The organism is Lysobacter sp. N42, assembly GCF_004344885.1.
On the sequence record NZ_SKFB01000048.1, the window covers coordinates 1 to 20,034 of the forward strand.

A 20,034-nucleotide genomic window follows, 5' to 3' on the forward strand; every position below is an offset into this window, starting at 1 on the left:
GGCCGCGTCCATCACCCGGCAGGCGGCTTCGGCCGCGTCCGCCACCGCCTGCGCGCCGGCGCGGTCGCCCAGCATCGCCTGCAGCAGGCGCGCCTGGCCGAGCAGCCGGCGCTCGAGCACCGCATCCGGCCCCCGGCCCGCCCGGCGCATGGCATGCGCGATGCCGTCCTCGAGGTAGGCATGCTGCTGGTAGAGCTGGTCGGCGGTGGGCTCGGACATGGTGCGCGGTGCGGTGGAATGGCGCGACAGCCTGGCGGGGCGGCCGTGAGCGGGCCGTCGTGCATGCCCGCCCGCGTTGCTGGGCATTCAGAGCGGCGACCACGCCCGACGCACGTGCGTGCCGCCACGCGCGACAATGGCGGCTTCCGATGGCGACGCGATGACAGCGTGGACAGCCCCGTGCGCAAGGTGATCCATGTCGACATGGATGCCTTCTATGCCAGCGTCGAGCAGCGCGACGATCCGTCCCTGCGCGGCCGCCCGGTGGTGGTGGCCTGGCGCGGTGCGCGCTCGGTGGTCTGCGCGGCCAGCTACGAGGCGCGCGTGTTCGGCGTGCGCTCGGCGATGCCGGCCATCCGCGCCGAACGCCTGTGCCCGGACGCGGTGTTCGTGCCGCCGGATTTCGCCCGCTACAAGGCCGTGTCGCAGCAGATCCGGGCGATCTTCGCCCGCCATACCGAACTCGTTGAACCGCTCTCGCTGGACGAGGCCTACCTCGACGTCACCCGCCCGCGCAGCGGCCTGGCCAGCGCCACCGACATCGCCCGGCACATCCGCGCCGCGATCTTCGAGGAAACCGGCCTCACCGCCTCGGCCGGCGTGGCGCCCAGCAAGTTCGTGGCCAAGATCGCCTCCGACTGGCGCAAGCCGGACGGGCTGTTCGTGGTGCCGCCCGCGCGCGTGCTCGACTTCCTCGCCCCGCTCGCCGTCGGCCGCCTGCCCGGGGTGGGCCGCGTGACCGAGGCGCGGCTGCAGGAGCTGGGGATCGCGACCGTCGCCGACCTGCGTGCGCAGCCGGCCGATGCGCTGGTGGCCGAGTTCGGGCGCTGGGGCCGGCGCCTGCACGAGCTGGCCTTCGGCATCGACGAGCACCCCGTCGAGCCCGAGCGCCCGCATACGCAGATCTCCAGCGAGGACACCCTCGAGCAGGACCTGCCGCTCGACGCGCTCGCCCCGCACGTCCGCCGCATGGCCGCGCGTACCTGGGCGGCATGGGAGCGCCAGCGCGAGCGCGACGTGCAGGCGGGGCGGCCGCCGCGGCAGCCGCGCACCATCGTGCTCAAGCTCAAGACCGCCGACTTCCGCATCCTCACCCGCTCGCTGAGCCCGCCGCGGCCGCCGCGCGCGGGGCAGGCGCTGGCCGACACCGCCTGCGCCCTGCTCGGGCGGGTCGACCTTCCGCCCGCCACCCGCTACCGCCTGGTCGGCGTGGGCCTGGCGAACCTGGCGCACGACCCGCAGGCCGACCTGTTCGACGGGCCGCACGACGCACCGCGGGCCTGAGGCCGGAGCACGGAGGCGGCGTGGGGTCACGGCTCGGAAGTCAGGGGTTCACGCCGTCGTTTTCACATGGCATCGTCCTGCGGGATCTGCGGCATGCGCCGCAGCGGGGGCAGGGATGAGCACCGCCGAGTTCGACGCATTCGATGCCAGCCCGGTGCCGATGTGGATCTTCGACATGGAGACGCTGCGCATCGTCGAGCTCAACCCGGCGATGGAGCGTGCCTATGGCTATCCGCGCGAGCACCTGTTGCGCATGACGATCCTCGAGCTGCGCCCGCCTGCCGAGCGCGAAGCGCTGCTGGCCGAGCTGCGCGCGCCGAAGGGCGAGCGCGGGCAGGGCCGCGTCTTGGCCCATCGCCATCGCGACGGCCGCGACATGCGCGTGGCCATCCACTGGGCCGACATCGTCTACCGCGGGCGGGCATCGCGCCTGGTGGTCGCGCACGACGTCAGCGAGCAGGCGCGCGCGCAGGAGCGCGTGCACCTGATCGCGCGTGCGATGAGCGACGCCGCCTACGACTACGACGTCGTCAGTGGCGAGATCTGGTTCAGCGACGGGTTCGTGCGCAATTTCGGCTACCGCCCCGGCACGCTGCCGCGCAACGTCGACGAGTGGAGCGCACTCGTGCACCCCGACGACCGCGGGCGCGTGGTGGCCAGCCTCGCCATGGCGCTGGAGGGCAAGGAGGATGCCTGGACGCAGGAGTACTGCTTCCAGCGCGCCGATGGCACCTACACCGACGTGCTCGACCGCGGCTACATCCAGCGCGACGGGCACCGCGCCCCGCTGCGGATGGTGGGGGGCATGATCGACCTGCGCCCGCAGCACCTGCTGTCCACGCGCCTGCGCCTGCTCGAGCGTGCGGTGGAGGCCGGCAGCACCGGCCTGCTGATCGCCGACGCCACCGTGCCGGGCTTTCCGGTGGTCTATGCCAACCCGGCCTTCGAGCAGATCACGGGCTATCCGCTCTCGCAGGTCGAGGGGCGCCCCTTCGATTTCCTCCAGGCCGCCGACACCACCCAGCCCGGCGCGCAGACCCTGCGCGAGGCGCTGCGCGACATGCGCGAGGCGCAGGCCCCGCTGCGCGGCCTGCGCCCGGACGGCCAGCCGTTCTGGTGCGACTACCACTTCACCCCGATGCGCGACGCGCGCGGGCGCGTCACCCACCTGATGGCGCTGCTGGTGGACGCCGGCGAGCGCCAGCGCCACGTGCAGCAGCTGGCCTGGCGCACCACGCACGACGTGCTCACCGGCCTGCCCAACCGCCACCTCCTGCTCGACCTCGCCACCCGCGCCGTGCAGCGCGCGCAGGCCGCGGGCACGCGCGTGGCGGCGGTGGTGGTCGACCTCGACGAGTACAAGCTGGTGAACGACGCCTTCGGCCACGGCGCCGGCGACCGCGTGCTGGTCGAGCTGTCGGCGCGCCTGTCGCGCGTGGCCGGGCCGGGCGGCGTGCTGGCGCGCTCGGTGGGCGACGAGTTCACGCTGCTGCTGGAAGGCAGCGACGAGATGCGCGCGGAGATGACCGCCTCGGCCGTGCATGCGGCGCTGGCCGATCCCATCGAGCTGGGCGACGGCCGCAACTGCAAGCTCACCGCCTGCGTCGGCTACAGCCATTTCCCCGAGGACGCCGCCAGCGCCGAGAGCCTGCTGATGAGCGCGGAAATGGCCATGTACCAGGCCAAGAAGCAGGGTCGCAACTGCACCGTGGCCTACCGCGCGGGCAAGATGCCGGTCACCACCGGCAAGCTGCAGCTGCTGCAGGAACTGCGCGAGGCGCTGGAGCGCGAGGAGTTCCGCCTGCTGTTCCAGCCCGTGTTCTCCGCCGACCTGCGCCTGGTGGCGATGGAAGCACTGGTGCGCTGGGAGCACCCGCGCCGCGGCCTGCTGCCGCCGTCGGAGTTCATCGCCGTCTGCGAGGAAAGCGGCCTGATCGTGGAGCTGGGCCGCCGCGTGCTGCACGAGGCCGCGCGCCACCATGCGCTGCTGGCCGCGCAGGGGCTCTCGCACGTGCGCATCGCGGTGAACGTCTCGGCCATGCAGTTCACCCATGGCCTTCTGGAGGACGTGGAGCGCGTGGTGCGCGAGTTCGAGCTGCCGCCGGGCGCGCTGGAGCTCGAGCTCACCGAGAGCGTCATCCTCGACGACCCCGCGCGCGCGGCGCAGGCCATGGCCGCGCTGGCGGCGCTGGGCGTCACCGTGGCGATCGACGACTTCGGCGTGGGCTACTCGTCGCTGAGCTACCTCAAGCGCCTGCCGCTGCACCGGCTCAAGATCGACCGCAGCTTCGTCAACGACCTCGAGCGCGACGCCAGCGACCGCTCCATCTGCGAGGCGGTGATCGCGCTGGCGCGCACGCTGAAGCTGGGCGTGGTGGCCGAGGGCGTGGAATCGCCCTTCCAGCGCGACTGGCTGCGCGAGAGCGGCGCCGGCGAGCTGCAGGGCTACCTGTTCGCGCGGCCGGTGGCGTTCGAGGAGGCGGTGGCGGTGCAGCCCCGGGGGCCGGGGCCTGGCGGGCCGGCGGGGGCGCCGCGGGGTTGATGCCCGTCAGGTGCGGGACGCCGTCGTCCCGCCAACACGGGATCCATGGACGCAGCGCAGGCTTGTGCCGCGCTCACCGTCGTGCCCGGTGCAGGCGGGGACTCCGGCCGCCCATTGCCTCGTAATGCTTCGTCATCCCGGCGGACGTGGGGATCGATGGATGTTGCCATTGGTGTTGTGTGGGTAAGAGCAACAGCGTTTCGTGCGCTGTCGCACCCGAGGTACTTTTCTTTGCTGGCCCAAAGAAAAGTACCCAAAAGAAAGGGCCTTTCCCGACAGGTCCACAGCTCGCGACCGGACACGACACCGCGATCGGCACACTCGGCATCCTGCCTCGGGTGCCGACGGCGCGCTTCCTGCGCGCCGCCCTCCGGGTCTTCCGGTTGGTGCCGGCTGCCGAGGTTTCCGAAAGGAAGCCGACGCCACAGTCGCCACCAACCCCGTCGTTCCCGCGAAAGCGGGAACCCAGTGACTTCCATCCTGCCGCCCGACCGCCTTGTGACGCTGGGCCCGTACCGCCGTCATCCCCGCGAACGCGGGGACCCGTGGACGTTGCCTTTGCGTTGTGGTTAGCAGCAACAGCGTTTCGTGCGCTGTCGCGCCCGAGGTACTTTTCTTTGCTGGCCCAAAGAAAAGTACCCAAAAGAAAGGGCCTTTCCCGACAGGTCTACAGCTCGCGACCGGACACGACACCGCGATCGGCACACTCGCCATCCATGGCTTGGGTGCCGACGGCGCGCTTCCTGCGCGCCGCCCTTCGGGTCTCACCATTGGCATCGCTGCCGTGGTGACGCAAAGCGGGAAGTCGATGATCTTGTCGCGAGTGCGGCGGCTGCCTTCCGGCAACGTCGGTTGGCATGCGAGCGCGTCGCGCCACGCGTGTCGGCGGGTTGGCCGGTCCTGCCGACGGGGGCTCCGACGGCGTGCGCCTTCGCTAGATCACCCGCAGCGTGATCGCCTTCAGTACCGCGCGCGTGCGGTCGCGGGTGTCGAGCTTGTCGAGGATGACCGAGACGTAGTTCTTGACCGTGCCTTCGGCCAGGAACATCGCGCGGGCGATCTCCTTGTTCGAGTAGCCGCCCGCCATCAGCCGCAGCACCGCCACTTCCTTGTCCGAGAAGCGTTCCTTCGGCGCGTCGCTCGCGTGGTAGGCATAGCGTGCGCGCACCGGGTCGGTGGCCACCGGCTGCAGCATGGATTCGCCGCGCGCCAGCCGCAGCACCGCGTCGTGCAGGTCGGCCGGGTCGGCATCCTTGAGCAGGAAGCCCTGCGCGCCGGCCTGGGTGGCGTCCAGGAGCAGGTCGGGTTCGTCGAAGGTGGTGAGCAGCAACACGGGCGTGGCGTCGCCGCGCGCACGCAGGGCGCGCACGGCCTCGATGCCGTCCATGCCCGGCATGCGGATGTCGGACAGCACCACGTCCACGCGATGGCTCGCCAGGGCCGCCAGCAGCGCCTCGCCGCCGTCGGCCTCGAAGACGATGTCCAGCCCCTGGCGCTCGAGCAGCGCGCGCAGGCCGGCGCGCACCAGCGCCTGGTCGTCGACGAGCGCGATGCGCAGGCTCATGCAGGCAGCCGCGCGTCGATGGCCACGCCGCCAAGCCTGCTGCGCGAGATGGCGAACTCGCCGCCGAGCGCGGCGACGCGTTCGCGCATGCCGGTCAGTCCGCTGCCTTCGCGCAGCGGGCCACGCAGGCGGCCGTCGTCCTCCACGTGCAGGGCCAGCGCGTCGCCGTCGCGCGCAAGGCGCACGCGCACGTGGTCGGCATCGGCGTGGCGCGCCGCGTTGGTCAGTGCTTCCTGCACCACGCGCAGCACCGCTTCGGCGACCGCCGGGTCGTCCACGTGCAGGCCGGGCGCGATGTCGAGCTCGAGCGCGGGACGCGGCAGCGGGGCGGCGAGCGCACGCAGGGCGGTGGCGAGGTCGAGCCCGCGGGCATCGCGCAGCGCGTGCACGACGCCGCGCAGGTCGTCGAGCAGTTCGCCTGCCAGCTGCTGCGCGACGTCGAGTTCGCCGCGCGGGGCCAGCTCGCGGTCGGCCGCGAGCAGTCGCAGGTTCAGGCGCAGCGCGGTGAGCTTGTGCCCCGCCACGTCGTGCAGTTCGCGCGCCAGGCGCAGGCGTTCGGCATCGCGCGCGCTGTCGGCCAAGAGCGCGCGCGTGGCGAGCAGGTCGGCGTTGACGCGGGCCAGCGCATCGCGCGAGCGTTCGGCCGTGCGCGCGTAGTGCGCGGTGAGCGCGGCGAAGGACTGGAAGCCCAGGTAGACCACCGTCACCAGCAGGGGATCGCCATAGCCGGCCTGCCGCAGCAGCAGGTAGAGCAGCACGTCGACCACCACGATGGCCGGCACGGTGACGCGCGGCGGATGCAGCATGGCCAGCTGCGCCACCCACACCACCAGCAGCACGGGCGCGGTGCCCGCGCGTGGCGCGAGGCCCACGAGCGCGAGCGCACAGGCGGCCTCCACGGCCAGCAGCGGGTTGACCAGGCGGCGCGACAGGTGCCGCGGCAGCAGGTCGATCGCCAGCAGCGCCGCCAGGTAGGCCAGCGCCAGGCCCAGCATCAGCGGGCGCTGCCCGGACGCGTCGCTCCGCAGGCCCAGCACGACCGCGGCCCAGGTCACCAGCGCGGCGAGCATCATCGGTTGCAGCAGCGTGCGCAGCGGGCTCATGCCTGCATGCTGCGGCGGGCCGCGGCAGGCCGCAACGGCGCGGGCACCGGAAGTGACTTCCGGCAGGGCGGATCGGTGACCGCCGGGCCTGCGCGCGGCACGCCCGCAACGCGAGGCTGTACTCCGGTCCCCTCGGAGCTGCGCCATGCCCGGCTATCCCGCTTTCCTCACGCTGCACGTCATCGCCGGCACCCTCGCCCTGGCCACGTTCTGGCTCGCCGCCATGCTGCGCAAGGGCAGCCCGCGCCACCGGCTCGCCGGCCGCGTCTACCTGCTGGCGATGGCGACGGTGATCGCCAGTGGCGTGCCGCTGACCCTGCAGCGCTTCCTCGCCGGCCATCCGGTGGCCGGCGCGTTCCTCGCCTACCTGCTGCTGCTCGTCGGCACCACGGTCTGGCTGTCCTGGCGTGCGATCCGCGACCGCAACTCGCCCGGCCGCTACCTCGGCCGCGCCTACCACGCACTGGCGGTGGCGAACGTGCTGGCGGGCCTGGGCATCCTTGCCCTCGGGCTGAAGACGGGGCAGGCGCTGCTGACGGGCTTCTCGCTGGTCGGCCTGCTCGGCGGGCTGGACATGTGGCGCCGCCGTCGCCGGATCCCGCACCAGCCGCGCTGGTGGATGCAGGAGCACTACGGGGCGATGGTGGGCAACGGCGCGGCCACCCACATCGCCTTCCTCGCGATCGGCCTGCCGCGGCTGCTGCCGCAGCTGGGTGGCAGCACGCTGTACTACGTCGCCTGGTTCATGCCGGTGCTGCTGTCGGTCGCGGCCAAGCTGTGGCTGGACCGCAGGTACCGCATGGCCGCGCCCATGGCCCGGCCGGTCGCCGCGCCGCAGGCGCATGCATGAAGCGCGTGGCGTGCCGGCGCGCGCCCGGCACGCGCCTGTGGCCGACGGAAAGCCCGTCAGACGTCGCCGTCGGCCAGCCAGCCCTCGCCGCTGCCGCGGTGGTAGACCAGGTCCGTGTCGAGCACGTCGCCGGCCGGGATCGAGTCCTGCAGCGCGAGGCGCGCGTAGATCGGCCTGAAGTCCGGCTGCGTGGCCTCGAACAGCTGCTCGAACGAGTCGATGACGAAGTAGGTCTTCTGGTAGGTGTCGATGCGGTAGCGCGTGCGCATGATGCGCTCGAGGTCGAAGCCGATGCGGTTGGGCGCATCGCTCTCGAGGCAGTGGATGGACTCGCCCTTGCTCGACAGGATGCCGCTGCCGTAGATGCGCAGCCCGTCGGGGTCGCGGATCAGGCCGAACTCGGCGGTGTACCAGTAAAGGCGCGTGAGGTTCGCCAGCGCCTCCGGGCCGATGCCATGCGCCTTCACCCCGCCGCGGCCATAGGCCTGCATGTAGTCGGCGAAGACCGGGTTCATCAGCAGCGGCACGTGGCCGAACAGGTCGTGGAACAGGTCCGGCTCGGACAGGTAGTCCATCTGATCGGGCTTACGGATCCACCAGGTCACCGGGAAGCGGCGGTTGGCCAGGTGGTCGAAGAAGTCGAGCTCGGGCAGTAAACCTTGGACGCCGACCAGCTCCCACCCCGTGGCCGCGCGCAGCGTCCGGTTGAGTTCGTCGAACTTCGGGATCTCGTGCGCGCTCATGCGCATGGCGCGCTGCGCGTCGAGGAAGGCCTGGCTCGCGCGGCCAACCAGGATCTTCTGCTGGCGCTCGAACAGCTGCGCCCAGACGTCGTGGTCGATGGGTGTGTAGTTCGACCAGGGCTGCTCGATGACCGCCGTGGTGTAGACCGGCACGTAGCCCTTGTCGGTGAGCTGGTGTTCGATGCGCTGGGGCTGGGCGTTCATGGCGGCCTCCGGTGGATCGACCAATCTAGGCGCCTCGACGCGCAATAGGATTGCGTGCTTGCGTGATATCCGGGCGGTGACGCAACATTCGTGCGTTGAATTGGCCGGATACGCAAGCAATGGCCGCTGTCGAGCTCGACCGCACCGACCTCCAACTGCTCGCCGCGCTGCAGGCCGAGGGCCGGCTGACCAATGCCGAGCTCGCCGAGCGCGTGCATCTCTCCCCGTCGGCCTGCCTGCGCCGCGTGCAGCGGCTCGAGCGCGACGGCGTGATCGCCGGCTATGCGGCGCGCGTGGATCCCGAACGGCTGGGCCTCGGGCTGCAGGCCTTCGTGCGCGTGCAGCTGGTGCGGCACGACGCGCCGGCGATCGCCGCGTTCACCGCCTTCGTCGAGCAATGGGAGGAGGTGGTGGCCTGCCACGCGCTCACCGGCGACATGGACTACCTGCTGCAGGTGGCCGTGCGCGACCTCGAGCACTTCTCGCGTTTCCTGCTCGACCGCCTGCTCAACCAGGCCGGCGTGGCCGACGTCAATTCCAGCTTCGTGCTGCGCACGGTGAAGGCCTTCCGCGGGCTGCCGCTGCCCGCGCGCTGAGGCCCCGCGCGACCGTTCGTCCGCCTCCGCCGCCGGGTTGAGCCGGATCAAGGCGCGTCGCCGCGCGCGGTTGCAGCATGGTCCGACCCACAGGCTCGCGGGAGACCGCCATGCAGGACGTGCTGGTCCGGATCGTCGATCCGGCGAACTTCGAGCGCGAGGCCCGTCCGGCCGCGCGCATCGCCGCCGGTCTCGGCGGCAGTCTCACGGCCCTGCATGCGGTGCCGATCGGCGTGCCGCCGCCCTCGCTCTACGACCCCGGCCTGGCGCTGGCCGAATGGGCGACCTGCGCCGAGCGCGAGGTGCGCGATGCCCGCGGAAAGGCCGCGGCCTTCCAGTCCTGGGCGCAGGCGATGGGCGTGGCGAACGCGACCTGGACCGTGGGGGCGGGCCACGTGCCCGACCTGATCGCGCAGGCCGGCGCCTGGAACGACCTGGTCGTACTGCGCCGTGGCGGCCCGGACGCCTGGTCCAGCCCCGATGGCATCGCCCGGATCGTGCTCGGCAGCGGCCTTCCCGGCCTGGTGCTTCCGCCGGCGGTGGAGCCGGAACTGCCGGTGGCCACGGTGGCCATTGCCTGGAACGGCTCGGCCGAGGCCATCCGCGCGGTCCATGCCGCCGGCCCGCTGCTGGCGCGCGCGCACCGGGTGGTGGTGCTGGCCGGCACGCCGCAGCCGCGCTCGGCGCTGGCGCCGGAGTTCCATCTGCAGCCTTGGCTCGAGGCGCGCGCCGCCTGCGTGGTCTGGCACACGCTGGAAGGGGAGGCCCAGACCGGCGCTGGCCTGCTCGACGCCGCCGCCGGCTGCGGGGCCGACCTGCTGGTGATGGGCGCCTACGGGCGGTCCCGCGCCAGCGAGTGGCTGCTGGGCGGCGTCACCCGGCACGTGCTGCAGCATGCCGCGCTGCCGGTGCTGATGCGCCACTAGGCATTCGACCGCCGCCGGGCCGCGCACGTGGCCTAGCCTGACGTCGTGGCGTGGCGCGTGACGACGCGGCCCGAGTGCCGGTGCGGCCCCCGGCAGGCCCGCGCGGCTGCCTTGGCGCCGCGTCCGGCATCGCCCGTCGCGATGCCGCCCCGTCGCCCGGTGCCTAGCGCGCGGTGTAGCCGCCGTCGACCACCAGCTCGCTGCCGGTGACGAACTTCGATTCGTCGGAGGCGAGGTAAACCACCGCCCAGGCGATGTCGTCCGGCTCGCCCATGTGGCCCAGCGGATGCAGCGCGCCGACCTCGCGGATCGCCGCCTCCAGGTCGGTCGCGCCGCTGTCGCGCAGGTGGTGCTCCACCATCGGCGTGCGAATGTAGCCCGGGTGCACCGAGTTCACCCGGATGCGGTCGGGCGCGTAGATCAGCGCGTCGGTCTTGCTCATCAGCCGCACCGCGCCCTTGGACGCGTGGTAGGGCGGCACGTCGGGCGCGCCGACCAGGCCGTAGATCGACGAGAGGTTGACGATGCTGCCCAGGCGCGCGGCCTTCATGTGCGGGATGGCGTGCTTGGTGCAGAAGAACACGCCCTTGACGTTGACCGCCTGCACGCGGTCCCACTCGGCCTCGCTGAGCTCGTGGGTGGGCTTGTTGGTGCCGGCGATGCCGGCGTTGTTGACCAGCACGTGCACGGCGCCGAAGCGCGCGGCCACGGCGTCGATCGCCGCCTTCACCGCGGCCTCGTCGGCCACGTCCACGTGCCAGTAGGCGCAGTGGCCGCCGACCTCGCGGGCCAGCGCCTCGCCCGCCGCGTCGTCGACGTCGAAGATGGCCACCTTCGCGCCCTCCTGCGCCAGCCGCAGCACGCAGGCGTGGCCGATGCCGACGGCGCCGCCGGTGACGATGCAGACCCGGTTCTCCACACGCTTCATGCCGATGCCTCCTTGGGATGGGGCTGCCGGCGGCCAGCCCGGGACGAACGCATGCCGGTAGCCCATGCTGCCCCGGCACCGGACCGTCCGGATTGACCGGGATCAATTGCCGCGTGCCTTGCGCCGGCCAGCGGCGCTGGCCGAAGCTGGCGGGATGATCGCAGCGACGGACGTGGGCGGGTTGGCGGTGGCGCTGGGCGTCGGCCTGCTGATCGGAATCGAGCGCGAGCGACGCAAGGGCAACGGCAGCACGCGTGGCAGCGCCGGCGTGCGCACGTTCGCACTGGTTGCATTGGCGGGGGCGCTGGCGGCGATGCTGGGCAGCGTGGCGCTGGCGGTGGGCGGCGCGTTCACCGTGCTCGCGGCGCTGGCCACGTGGCGGCGCGGCTCGGGCGCCGATCCCGGCCTGACCACCGAGTTCGCGATGCTGGTCGTGTTCCTGCTGGGCGTGCTGGCCATGCGCGAGCCGGCGCTGGCCGCCGGCACCGGCGTGCTGGTCGCGCTGCTGCTGGCCACCAAGACCCGCCTGCACCGCTTCGTGCGCGAGGCGCTCACCGAGCAGGAGCTGCACGACGCGCTGCTGCTGGCGGCGGCCGCCACCATCGTGCTGCCGCTGCTGCCCGACCGCGCGGTCGACCCCTGGCAGGTGCTCAATCCGCGCAGGCTCTGGCTGCTGGCCGTCATCGTCATGGCCATCAACGCCGCCGGCCACGTGGCCCTGCGCCTGCTGGGCACGCGCTGGGGCCTGCTGGTCGCCGGGCTGGCGGGCGGCTTCGCCTCCAGCACGGCGACCACCGCGGCCATGGGCGCGCTGGCCCGGCGCGATCCCGCGCTGGCCACCACCGCCGCCTGCGCCGGCGCGCTGTCCAGCGTGAGCACGGTGGTGCAGCTGGCGGTGGTCGTCGCCGTCGTCTCGCCCGCGTTGCTGGCGCGCATCGCCGCGCCGCTGGCCGCGGCGGGCCTGGCCATCCTGCTGTTCTCCGCACGCGCGGTCTGGCGCGACCGCGCCGGCACCGGCGGCGCGCAGGCGCGCATCGCCGGGCGTGCCTTCGAGCCGCGGCATGCGCTGGTGTTCGTGGGCGTGGTGGCCGGCGTGCTGCTGCTGGCCGCCGCGACGCGGCAGGCACTGGGCGATGCCGGCCTGGCGGTCGCGCTGGCGCTGTCGGGCCTGGCCGACGTGCATGCCGCGGCGGTGTCGGCCGCGCAGCTGGTGGATGCCGGGCAGGCGCCGCTCGACCTCGCCGCGACCGCGCTGGCGCTGGCATTCGCCGCCAACACCGTGGCCAAGGCCGCGGTGGCCTTCGCCGTGGGCGGCGCCCGGTACGGGCTGCGCCTGCTGCCAGGCCTGGCGCTGATGGTGGCCGCGTTCGCGGCCATGCTCGCGCTCGCCGGCTAGGGGCGTACCTGCGCTCGACGGCTCCGGCTTCCGTGGGCGCATGCCCACCTGGCGGCGTGGACGGCAACCCGCCCAGCGCACCGCTGCACCCCGCGGTGGACCCGAGCGGCGCACGTCCTGCCGCGGGGCGCCAGCCCCGGCTTCAGCCGCAGTCGGGCTCGCGTCCGAGCAGGCGCTGCAGGCGCGAGGCCTCGCAGCGCGGCTTCGGCAGCGCCGGCCGCGGCGCGCGCGCCTGGCGCAGCTGCGCGATGCGCGCGCGGATCTGCGGCAGCGCGGCGAGTGCGGCGCGCTCGCCCTCGAGGATGGCCGCGCCCTTGCGTTCGAAGTCGGCCGGGCCGATGTCGTTCACCTTCGGCCGGATCACCACGTCGGCACGCGCCAGCTCCTGCTCGCCCAGCTTCTGGCCCATGATCGTGATCGACTGGTTGACCGTGCCCAGCAGGCTGGCGGGCGTCGTGCCGTCGACCTTGGTCGAGATGTCCACCGCGATCACCACGTCGGCGCCCAGCTGGCGCGCGGCGTCGACCGGCACCGGGCTGACCACGCCGCCGTCGACGTAGCTCGCCCCGCCGATGCGCACCGGTTCGAACACGCCGGGAATGCTGCTGGAGGCGCGCACCGCCTGGCCCGCGTTGCCGCGGGTGAACACCGTGCGCTTGCCGGTTTCCAGCTGCGTGGCCACCGCGGCGAAGGGCTTGCGCAGCTTCTCGATGGGGCGGTGGGCGAGCGTGGCGTTGACGTAGTCCTGCAGCGCCTGGCCCTGCACGAGGCCCCCGGAGAACAGGCGCACGTCGCGGATGCGGTCCTCGTCCAGGGCCACGGCCTGCTTCTGCAGCGCGAAGGCGTCCATGCCGCCGGCGTACATCGCGCCCACCACGCTGCCCGCGCTGGTGCCGGCGACCACGTCGATGCGGATGCCGTTGGCCTCCAGCATCTTGATCACGCCGATGTGGGCGAAACCCTTGGCCGCGCCGCCGCCCAGCGCCAGGCCGACGCGCACGGGCTTGGCCGCGGGCGCGGCGACCGGTTGCGGCGGGGGCGACGGGCGCACGGCGTCCGCGCCGCCGCAGCCGGCAAGCAGCGCGAGGGCAAGGAGCGTCGCAGTAGGACGAAGACGGCGCATGCGCGGGGACGGTTGGGGCGGGACGCGAAGGATAGGCGGCGCGGGCCCGCCACGGCCCGCGCACGCCCGGCGTTCAGCGCAGGTCGCGGCCTGGGCCGGTCACGGCCCGCCTCGCGTCATCCGCGCCGGCGCAGCAGCGACCAGGCCAGGCCGGCCAGCGCGGCGAAGGCGAGCAGGCCGACGCCGCCCAGCGAATGGCCGCGCGCGCCGGCCCAGGCCTGCGCCGCGAACGCGGCGCCGAGTACCAGGCCGACCGCGAGGACCGCCGCGGCCGTGCGGCTGCGGCGCATCAGAACGGGCCGTCGCCGTCGAGCATGCGGCCCAGGCCGCCGAGCACCGAGCCTTCGCCCACGTTCTTGCCCCCGCCCTGCGGCGCCGCGGCGAACATGCGCGCGGCCATGCGCGAGAACGGCAGCGACTGCAGCCAGACCTTGCCCGGGCCGGTGAGCGTGGCGAGGAACACGCCCTCGCCGCCGAAGAACATCGACTTGATGCCGCCGACCGGCCGCACGTCCATGTCGACGCTGGAATGGAAGGCGACCACGCAGCCGGTGTCGACGTCCAGGCGCTCGCCCGGCGCGAGGTCGCGCTCGACCAGCGTGCCGCCGGCATGCACGAACACCCAACCATCCCCTTCCAGCTTCTGCATGATGAAGCCCTCGCCGCCGAACAGGCCGGTCATGATCTTGCGCTGGAAGTGGATGCCCACCTGCACGCCGCGCGCGCCGGCCAGGAACGAATCCTTCTGGCAGATCAGGCGCCCGCCGTGTTCGGACAGGCGGATGGGCAGCACGGTGCCCGGATAGGGCGCGGCGAAGGCCACGCGGGCCTTGCCCTGGCCGTTGTGCGTGTAGACCGTGGTGAACAGGCTCTCGCCGGTGATCACGCGCTTGCCGGCGCTCATCAGCTTGTCCATGAAGCCGCCGCCACCGCCCGCGCCGCTGCGCGTGCCGTCGCCGAACACGGTCTCCATGCCGACGCTGGCTTCCTTGTACATGAGCGAGCCGGCCTCGGCGATCGCGCTCTCGCCGGGATCGAGCTCGATCTCCACGAAGGGCATGTCGTTGCCGACGATGCGGTAGTCGATGTCGTCGTTCATGCCGCGCGTGCCGGGCATCGGCGGCGGGGGCGGCGCATGCGTGCCCGGCGCGCCCACGGCCTCGGCGAACTCGGGCATGGAGCGCACCGGCTGCCAGCCCGACAGCCCCTCGCGCCAGCAGACGTGGTCCGGGTTCTGGCGTGCATGGGCGAAGGCGGCCTCGGGCTCGAGCGGGCCGATGCGATCGCTGGAACGGGGATTGACGAAGAACCACTGGCTCACGGGGCACTCCTTGGCGAACGGGATGGGGCGAGTGTAGCGACGCGATGCGACACGGCATCGGCCGCAGGTCATGGCCGGCCGCGGCGCGGCGTCGCGCGTCATGCGGACGCGGTGATCACCACGCGCGCCCACCGCGTGCGCCGGCGGGCGGCCCGGAGTCTCGATGCGGACCCGCGCCGACATGCCGACGCCTCGCCGCATTGGCGCAGCGCCCGGAGCCGGGCGCGCTCAGCGCCAGCCGGGGTCGCCCACCGGCGGCGTCCCCGCGCCTGGCGGGTCGAGCGGGCAGGGATCGCGCGGCGCATCCAGCTGCGGGAAGTAGGGGTTGCCCGGATCGGGATCGCGGGGCGTGCCGCAGCGCCAGCGGGTTCCGACGCGTTCCTTCGGGAGCACGGCCGGCACGCGCCAGGGCTGCAGGCCCAGCAGGGCGGCCAGGTTGCGCCACTGCCCGCCTTCGCGAACGTAGACGTAGGCGAGGTCGACGCCCACGTCGTTGAGTTCGACCACCCAGAACGTGAGGCCGTCGCTGTTATACGGCTGCGCGGCACTGTCGCGATCCCAGACGCGGTCGATGCCGAGGCTGCGCACCGTCATGCGCTCGGACTTCGCGTCCCCGCAGGGTGCGCAGTAGTGATGCACGACGTCGCCGGCGCGAAGCCGCGCCAGCGCGGCGCGCGCCTGCTGGAGGTCGAGGTAGATGAACTGGTCGGCCCGCGCGGCGGGCGCGACGGCGAGCGCTGCGGCCAGGGTCGCCAAGGCCAGGGACAAACGCGTCATCGGCAGGCATCCATGCGGTGGGCGGCCTCAGGGTACGCGCGCCGCCACCCAGGCATCCACGCGCGCCACGCCGGCCTGCCGCAGCGCGGCCGCGGCCGCGCGCAGGGTGGCACCGGTGGTCATCACGTCGTCGACCAGCGCCACGTGCGCCGGCAGCGGCAGCCTCGGCCGCACCGCGAAGGCACCGCGCACGTTGCGCCGGCGCGCCACGGCGCTCAGGGTCGACTGCTCGGCCGTGGCGCGCAGCCGCACCAGCGCGCCGTCGAGCACCGGCAGCCCCAGCGCGCGCCCCAGCGGGCGCGCCAGCTCCAGCGCCTGGTCGAAGCCGCGCCGGCGCAGGCGCGCGCGGTGCAGCGGGATGGGCAGCAGCGCCTGCGGGCGCGGCGCCTGCCGCAGGTGCGTGGCCATCAGTTGCGACACCAGCTTGCCGGCGGCGAGGTCGCCGGCGAACTTCAGCCGGGGCAGCAGGCGGTCGATGGGCGCGGCGTACACGAAGGGCGCGTGCACCTCGGCCAGCGGCGAGCGCGCGCCCAGGCAGCCGCCGCACAGGCCGGGCTCGGGCAGCGGCAGGGCGCAGGCGCGGCAGGCGCTGGCGTTGAGCGGCAGCTCGGCCTCGCAGAGAGCGCACAGGTCCAGCCCGTCCAGGCCGGGGTCCTCGCAGGCCAGGCAGCGGGTGGGCCAGAGCAGGCGGGTGGCGTCGTTGCGCAGCCAGAAGGCCAGGCGGGCGCGGATCCCGTCAACCGGCGGCAGGGTTTCCAGGTTGACAGCGGTATCCATGGTTTCCAGACTGCCGCGGCCGCGCCGTCGCGCCTGTCGGAAAAATCCCATGAGCCTTGTCAGCGAACTGCGGCCGGTGGCCGCGGGCCTCCGCCACGACTGGAGCCGCGAGGAGATCCTCGCCCTGCTGGACCTGCCGCTGACCGAGCTGCTGCACCGCGCCGGCACGGTGCACCGCCAGCACTTCGACCCGGCCGAGGTGCAGGTCTCGACGCTGCTGTCGGTCAAGACCGGCGGCTGCCCCGAGGACTGCGCCTACTGCCCGCAGGCGCAGCGCTACCAGACCGGGGTGGACGCCACCAAGCTCATGTCCACCGACGCGGTGCTCGAGAAGGCGCGCCAGGCCAAGGCCGCCGGCGCCTCGCGCTTCTGCATGGGCGCGGCCTGGCGCTCGCCGGCCGACCGCGACATCCCCAAGGTGGCCGCGATGATCCGCGAGGTGAAGGCGCTGGGGCTGGAGACCTGCGCCACGCTGGGCATGCTCAAACCCGAGCAGGCGCGCGCGCTGCGCGAGGCGGGCCTGGACTACTACAACCACAACCTGGACACCGCGCCGGAGTTCTACGGCGAGATCATCCACACGCGCGAGTACCAGGACCGCCTGGACACGCTCGAGCACGTGCGCGACGCCGGCATGAAGACCTGCTGCGGCGGCATCGTGGGCATGGGCGAGACGCGCGAGCAGCGCGCAGGCCTGCTGCAGGCGCTCGCCAACCTGCCGGCGCATCCGGACTCGGTGCCGATCAACCGCCTCGTGAAGGTCGAGGGCACGCCGCTCGCACAGACCGCCGAGCTCGATCCGTTCGAGTTCGTGCGCATGATCGCCGTCGCCCGGATCATGATGCCGCGCTCGATGGTGCGCCTGTCCGCAGGCCGCGAGTCGATGAGCGACGAGCTGCAGGCGCTGTGCTTTGCCGCCGGCGCGAACTCGATCTTCTACGGCGAGAAACTGCTGACCACCGGCAACCCCGACACCGAGCGCGACCTGGCGCTGTTCGCGCGCCTGGGACTGCGCCCGATGCACGTGGTGGAGGGGCCGAACACGGTGCATGCCGACATCGTGGATGCGCCACCGGCGATCGGCGCCGCGTCGATGGGCTGCGGCAGCGGCTGTGGCTGCGCGGCCTGAGTGGGCTGGACGCAGCGCATCGCCGAATCGCGTGCCGCCCGTGACGCCGCGGCACGACGCCGCGTGCACCGCATCGTCACCGGGCGCGACGGCATGCGCTGCGAGGTCGACGGCCGCGTGCTGCTGAATTTCTGCAGCAACGACTACCTCGGGCTGTCGCAGCACCCGGCGGTGGTGGGCGCGCTGCGCGAGGCGCGCGAGGCCGGCAGCAGCGCGTCGGCGCTGATCTGCGGCCACCACGCCGCGCACGAAGCGCTGGAGCGCGAGGTCGCCGACTGGCTCGAAACACCGGCCGCCCTGCTGCTCGGCAGCGGCTACACCGCCAACCTCGCGGTGCTGCAGGCGCTCTTGCGCGACGGCGACACCTGCGTGCAGGACAGGCTCAACCACGCCTCGCTGATCGACGGCGCGCGCCTGTCCGGGGCGACGCTGCGGCGCTATCCGCATGCCGACGTCGACGGCGCGGCGCAGCAGCTGCGGCGGGCGGTGTCCCGCCGCGATACCGCGCCCAGGCCGGCGCCGTGGCGGGACGCGCACGAGGCCGCCATCGCCGCGCCGTCGGCGCGCGAGCCGCGTGCCGCCACCGCGTCGTCCAGAGGCCTCGTGTTGCTGGCCACCGACGGCGTCTTCAGCATGGACGGCGACGTCGCGCCGCTGCGCGAGCTGGCCGCGCACGCGCATGCGCACGACGCACTCTTCTACGTGGACGACGCGCACGGCGTCGGCGTGCTCGGCGCGCAGGGGCGCGGCAGCGTCGACGCGGCAGGGCTGTCGACGTGCGACGTGCCGCTGCGCCTGGCCACGCTCGGCAAGGCACTGGGCACCTGCGGCGCGATCGTCGCCGGCGGGGCCGACCTCGTCGGCCACCTCGCCGAGACCGCGCGCGGCCACGTCTACTCCACCGCGCTGCCGCCCGCGCTGGCCGCTGCCGCGCTGGCCGCCGTGCGCCTCGCGCGCCGCGCCGACGACCGCCGCGCGCACCTGGCCGCGCTGGTCGAACGCTTCCACGAACGCGCCCGCGGGCACGGCGTCGAACTGCTGCCGTCGGCCACGCCCATCCAGGCGGTGATGGCCTTCGACGACCGCCGCGCGCTGGCGATGTCGCGCGCGCTGGAGGACGCCGGCTTCTGGGTGTCCGCCATCCGCCCGCCCACCGTGCCGGAGGGCCGCGCGCGCCTGCGCGTCACGCTCACCGCGCTGCATGCCGACGCCGACGTCGACGCGCTGGCCGAGGCCCTGGCCCGCGCGCGCGATGCCGCCCACTCCTCCGTGCCCTCCCCCGCATGACCGGCGAAACCCATCTTCCCACCATCCTCGCCACGCTCGACGTGGACGTGCGCCCCGGCACGTACGTTCTGCTCACGCGCACGGGGCCCGACGCGGCCGCCGACGCCGTGGCGCAGGCGCGCATCACCGAGGCCGAGGGCATCACCTACGTGGTGCCGGAAAGCGCCGCCGACGCGCTGGGCGCGCCGCCGGGCTTCGTGGCCGCCTGGCTGAGCCTGCGCGTGCACTCGGCGCTCAATGCCGTGGGCGTGACCGCCGCGGTGGCCGGCGTGCTGGCCGAGCGCGGCATCGCCTGCAACGTGCTCGCCGGCTACTTCCACGACCACCTGCTGGTGCCGGCCGCGCGCCGCGACGATGCGGTGGCCGCCATCCGCAGCCTGCGGGGCGCCTGAGATGCACGTCGAAACCCTGGGCCACGGCCCGTCGATCGCGCTGGTGCATGGCTGGGCCATGCATGGCGGGCTGTTCGCGCCGCTCATCGAGCGCCTGCGCGCGCGCTGGACGCTGCACCTGGTCGACCTGCCCGGCCACGGCCATGCGCGCGACAGCGATCGCCCGCTCGACCCGCACCTGCTCTCGCGCGAGCTGGTCGAGGCCGCGCCGGACGCGGTCTGGCTGGGCTGGTCGCTGGGCGGGCAGTTCGCGCTGCGCGCCGCGCTGGATGCGCCCGCGCGCGTACGCGGGCTGGTGATGGTGGCCTCCTCGCCCCGTTTCGTGCAGGACACGGCCTGGCCGCATGGCGTGCGGCCGAGCCTGTTCCGCGACTTCGGCGAGGCGCTGTCGAAGGATTTCCGCGGCACGCTGGAAGGCTTCCTCGCGCTCGAGGCGCTGGGCTCGGCCAGCGCGCAGGCCGAGCTGCGCGACCTGCGCGCGCAGGCCTTCGCCCGTGGCGAGCCGGCCCCGCAGGCGCTGCTGCGCGGACTCGAACTGCTCGACGCCTTCGACGCGCGCGCCGAACTGCCCGCGCTGGCCGTGCCCAGCCTGTGGATCTCGGGCCGCCGCGACCGCCTCGTCCCGGCCGCTGCCATGCCCGCGGCCGCCGCGCTGGCGCCGCGCGCCGAGTCGCTGGTGATCCACGACGCCGGCCACGCGCCCTTCCTCGGCGCGGCCGACGCGGTGGCCGCGGCCATCGACGCCTTCGCGCGCCGCGTGCACGGAGTGGCGGCATGAGCGCGCGGCGGCGATACACCGCGGCATCGCCACGATGCGCCGCGCCCGGGCGCGCATCGACGAGGCCATGCATCCGCTCACGCTGCTCGCCACCG

Annotated in this window: 19 protein-coding genes and 1 pseudogene; 10 read left to right on the forward strand and 10 right to left on the reverse strand. The window is 73.7% G+C overall.

What is annotated here, in order from left to right; translation table 11 throughout:
* The coding region (locus EYQ95_RS23670) for a hypothetical protein (protein WP_207916634.1) at window positions 1-219 on the reverse strand (219 nt) is incomplete at its 3' end.
* A gap of 180 nt (window positions 220-399) precedes the next feature.
* Between EYQ95_RS23670 and dinB the strand changes: the two genes are divergently transcribed.
* Window positions 400-1,503 (forward strand): DNA polymerase IV, encoded by a 1,104-nt coding sequence (gene dinB, locus EYQ95_RS23675; protein WP_165924840.1) that lies wholly within the window; start codon window positions 400-402, stop codon window positions 1,501-1,503.
* A gap of 175 nt (window positions 1,504-1,678) precedes the next feature.
* Window positions 1,679-4,045, forward strand: coding sequence for a GGDEF domain-containing phosphodiesterase (locus EYQ95_RS23680; RefSeq protein ID WP_243700058.1), 2,367 nt, complete (start codon window positions 1,679-1,681; stop codon window positions 4,043-4,045).
* Between the two features lie 934 nt (window positions 4,046-4,979).
* Here the strand turns inward: EYQ95_RS23680 and EYQ95_RS23685 are convergent.
* Both EYQ95_RS23685 and EYQ95_RS23690 read right to left on the reverse strand, forming a co-directional pair.
* A complete protein-coding gene (locus EYQ95_RS23685; RefSeq protein ID WP_132331246.1) occupies window positions 4,980-5,609 on the reverse strand; it encodes a response regulator transcription factor in 630 nt (209 codons plus the stop codon).
* Window positions 5,606-6,712, reverse strand: coding sequence for a sensor histidine kinase (locus EYQ95_RS23690; RefSeq protein WP_132331248.1), 1,107 nt, complete (start codon window positions 6,710-6,712; stop codon window positions 5,606-5,608). The genes EYQ95_RS23685 and EYQ95_RS23690 overlap by 4 nt, the downstream gene beginning before the upstream one ends.
* Window positions 6,713-6,857: 145 nt before the next feature.
* On the opposite strand from EYQ95_RS23690, the gene EYQ95_RS23695 reads away from it, so the two are divergent.
* A complete protein-coding gene (locus EYQ95_RS23695; RefSeq protein WP_132331250.1) occupies window positions 6,858-7,562 on the forward strand; it encodes a hypothetical protein in 705 nt (234 codons plus the stop codon).
* A gap of 56 nt (window positions 7,563-7,618) precedes the next feature.
* On the opposite strand, the gene phhA is transcribed toward EYQ95_RS23695, so the two are convergent.
* Window positions 7,619-8,509, reverse strand: a complete 891-nt coding sequence (gene phhA, locus EYQ95_RS23700) for a phenylalanine 4-monooxygenase (protein ID WP_132331252.1) — start codon at window positions 8,507-8,509, stop codon at window positions 7,619-7,621.
* A gap of 119 nt (window positions 8,510-8,628) precedes the next feature.
* Between phhA and EYQ95_RS23705 the strand changes: the two genes are divergently transcribed.
* Together EYQ95_RS23705 and EYQ95_RS23710 are read left to right on the forward strand one after the other, a co-directional pair.
* Window positions 8,629-9,105 (forward strand): Lrp/AsnC family transcriptional regulator, encoded by a 477-nt coding sequence (locus tag EYQ95_RS23705; RefSeq protein WP_132331270.1) that lies wholly within the window; start codon window positions 8,629-8,631, stop codon window positions 9,103-9,105.
* Between the two features lie 110 nt (window positions 9,106-9,215).
* Window positions 9,216-10,031 carry a universal stress protein gene (locus EYQ95_RS23710; protein WP_165924841.1) on the forward strand — a complete coding sequence of 272 codons (816 nt, stop codon included), beginning with the start codon at window positions 9,216-9,218 and terminating at the stop codon, window positions 10,029-10,031.
* Window positions 10,032-10,194: 163 nt separating this feature from the next.
* On the opposite strand, the gene EYQ95_RS23715 is transcribed toward EYQ95_RS23710, so the two are convergent.
* Complete coding sequence (locus tag EYQ95_RS23715; RefSeq protein ID WP_132331256.1) at window positions 10,195-10,959, reverse strand: SDR family NAD(P)-dependent oxidoreductase; 765 nt, start codon at window positions 10,957-10,959, stop codon at window positions 10,195-10,197.
* Window positions 10,960-11,113: 154 nt separating this feature from the next.
* Here EYQ95_RS23715 and EYQ95_RS23720 point away from each other — a divergent pair, with 154 nt between their 5' ends.
* A complete protein-coding gene (locus EYQ95_RS23720; RefSeq protein ID WP_132331272.1) occupies window positions 11,114-12,355 on the forward strand; it encodes a DUF4010 domain-containing protein in 1,242 nt (413 codons plus the stop codon).
* Between the two features lie 142 nt (window positions 12,356-12,497).
* Here the strand turns inward: EYQ95_RS23720 and EYQ95_RS23725 are convergent, their stop codons facing one another.
* The 5 genes from EYQ95_RS23725 to EYQ95_RS23740 all read right to left on the reverse strand — a co-directional run bounded on the left by EYQ95_RS23725 (window position 12,498) and on the right by EYQ95_RS23740 (window position 16,353).
* A complete protein-coding gene (locus EYQ95_RS23725; RefSeq protein ID WP_132331258.1) occupies window positions 12,498-13,478 on the reverse strand; it encodes a patatin-like phospholipase family protein in 981 nt (326 codons plus the stop codon).
* A 116-nt stretch (window positions 13,479-13,594) separates the two neighbouring features.
* Window positions 13,595-13,768, reverse strand: coding sequence for a hypothetical protein (locus EYQ95_RS26460; protein WP_165924842.1), 174 nt, complete (start codon window positions 13,766-13,768; stop codon window positions 13,595-13,597).
* Entirely contained in the window at window positions 13,768-14,799 is a 1,032-nt protein-coding gene (locus tag EYQ95_RS23730; protein ID WP_132331260.1) for a TIGR00266 family protein, read from the reverse strand. The genes EYQ95_RS26460 and EYQ95_RS23730 overlap by 1 nt, the downstream gene beginning before the upstream one ends.
* A 228-nt stretch (window positions 14,800-15,027) precedes the next feature.
* Entirely contained in the window at window positions 15,028-15,576 is a 549-nt protein-coding gene (locus tag EYQ95_RS23735; protein ID WP_132331262.1) for a hypothetical protein, read from the reverse strand.
* Between the two features lie 27 nt (window positions 15,577-15,603).
* A complete protein-coding gene (locus tag EYQ95_RS23740; RefSeq protein ID WP_132331264.1) occupies window positions 15,604-16,353 on the reverse strand; it encodes a ComF family protein in 750 nt (249 codons plus the stop codon).
* Window positions 16,354-16,402: 49 nt separating this feature from the next.
* Between EYQ95_RS23740 and bioB the strand changes: the two genes are divergently transcribed.
* The 4 genes and pseudogenes from bioB (at window position 16,403) to bioH (ending at window position 19,939) form a co-directional block, all read left to right on the forward strand.
* The gene (bioB, locus tag EYQ95_RS23745; RefSeq protein ID WP_370451331.1) at window positions 16,403-17,482 is read left to right on the forward strand and encodes a biotin synthase BioB; all 1,080 of its coding nucleotides are present in this window, start codon (window positions 16,403-16,405) and stop codon (window positions 17,480-17,482) included.
* A 12-nt stretch (window positions 17,483-17,494) separates the two neighbouring features.
* Window positions 17,495-18,769, forward strand: a pseudogene (locus EYQ95_RS23750) (aminotransferase class I/II-fold pyridoxal phosphate-dependent enzyme); the annotation flags it as partial.
* Window positions 18,766-19,161, forward strand: coding sequence for an ACT domain-containing protein (locus tag EYQ95_RS23755; protein ID WP_132331266.1), 396 nt, complete (start codon window positions 18,766-18,768; stop codon window positions 19,159-19,161). The pseudogene EYQ95_RS23750 and the gene EYQ95_RS23755, both read left to right, overlap by 4 nt.
* A gap of 1 nt (window position 19,162) precedes the next feature.
* The gene (gene bioH / locus EYQ95_RS23760) at window positions 19,163-19,939 is read left to right on the forward strand and encodes a pimeloyl-ACP methyl ester esterase BioH (protein WP_132331268.1); all 777 of its coding nucleotides are present in this window, start codon (window positions 19,163-19,165) and stop codon (window positions 19,937-19,939) included.
* Window positions 19,940-20,034 lie beyond the last annotated feature (95 nt).

What these genes read in the sequence shown, in the direction of transcription:
- EYQ95_RS23680 (WP_243700058.1), top strand. Translation starts at nt 1,679, where the DNA reads ATGGAGACGCTGCGCATCGTCGAGCTCAACCCGGCGATGGAGCGTGCC.
- EYQ95_RS23685 (WP_132331246.1), bottom strand. Translation starts at nt 5,609, where the DNA reads ATGAGCCTGCGCATCGCGCTCGTCGACGACCAGGCGCTGGTGCGCGCC.
- EYQ95_RS23690 (WP_132331248.1), bottom strand. Translation starts at nt 6,712, where the DNA reads ATGAGCCCGCTGCGCACGCTGCTGCAACCGATGATGCTCGCCGCGCTG.
- EYQ95_RS23695 (WP_132331250.1), top strand. Translation starts at nt 6,858, where the DNA reads ATGCCCGGCTATCCCGCTTTCCTCACGCTGCACGTCATCGCCGGCACC.
- phhA (WP_132331252.1), bottom strand. Translation starts at nt 8,509, where the DNA reads ATGAACGCCCAGCCCCAGCGCATCGAACACCAGCTCACCGACAAGGGC.
- EYQ95_RS23705 (WP_132331270.1), top strand. Translation starts at nt 8,629, where the DNA reads ATGGCCGCTGTCGAGCTCGACCGCACCGACCTCCAACTGCTCGCCGCG.
- EYQ95_RS23710 (WP_165924841.1), top strand. Translation starts at nt 9,216, where the DNA reads ATGCAGGACGTGCTGGTCCGGATCGTCGATCCGGCGAACTTCGAGCGC.
- EYQ95_RS23715 (WP_132331256.1), bottom strand. Translation starts at nt 10,959, where the DNA reads ATGAAGCGTGTGGAGAACCGGGTCTGCATCGTCACCGGCGGCGCCGTC.
- EYQ95_RS23720 (WP_132331272.1), top strand. Translation starts at nt 11,114, where the DNA reads ATGATCGCAGCGACGGACGTGGGCGGGTTGGCGGTGGCGCTGGGCGTC.
- EYQ95_RS23725 (WP_132331258.1), bottom strand. Translation starts at nt 13,478, where the DNA reads ATGCGCCGTCTTCGTCCTACTGCGACGCTCCTTGCCCTCGCGCTGCTT.
- EYQ95_RS26460 (WP_165924842.1), bottom strand. Translation starts at nt 13,768, where the DNA reads ATGCGCCGCAGCCGCACGGCCGCGGCGGTCCTCGCGGTCGGCCTGGTA.
- EYQ95_RS23735 (WP_132331262.1), bottom strand. Translation starts at nt 15,576, where the DNA reads ATGACGCGTTTGTCCCTGGCCTTGGCGACCCTGGCCGCAGCGCTCGCC.
- EYQ95_RS23740 (WP_132331264.1), bottom strand. Translation starts at nt 16,353, where the DNA reads ATGGATACCGCTGTCAACCTGGAAACCCTGCCGCCGGTTGACGGGATC.
- bioB (WP_370451331.1), top strand. Translation starts at nt 16,403, where the DNA reads ATGAGCCTTGTCAGCGAACTGCGGCCGGTGGCCGCGGGCCTCCGCCAC.
- EYQ95_RS23755 (WP_132331266.1), top strand. Translation starts at nt 18,766, where the DNA reads ATGACCGGCGAAACCCATCTTCCCACCATCCTCGCCACGCTCGACGTG.
- bioH (WP_132331268.1), top strand. Translation starts at nt 19,163, where the DNA reads ATGCACGTCGAAACCCTGGGCCACGGCCCGTCGATCGCGCTGGTGCAT.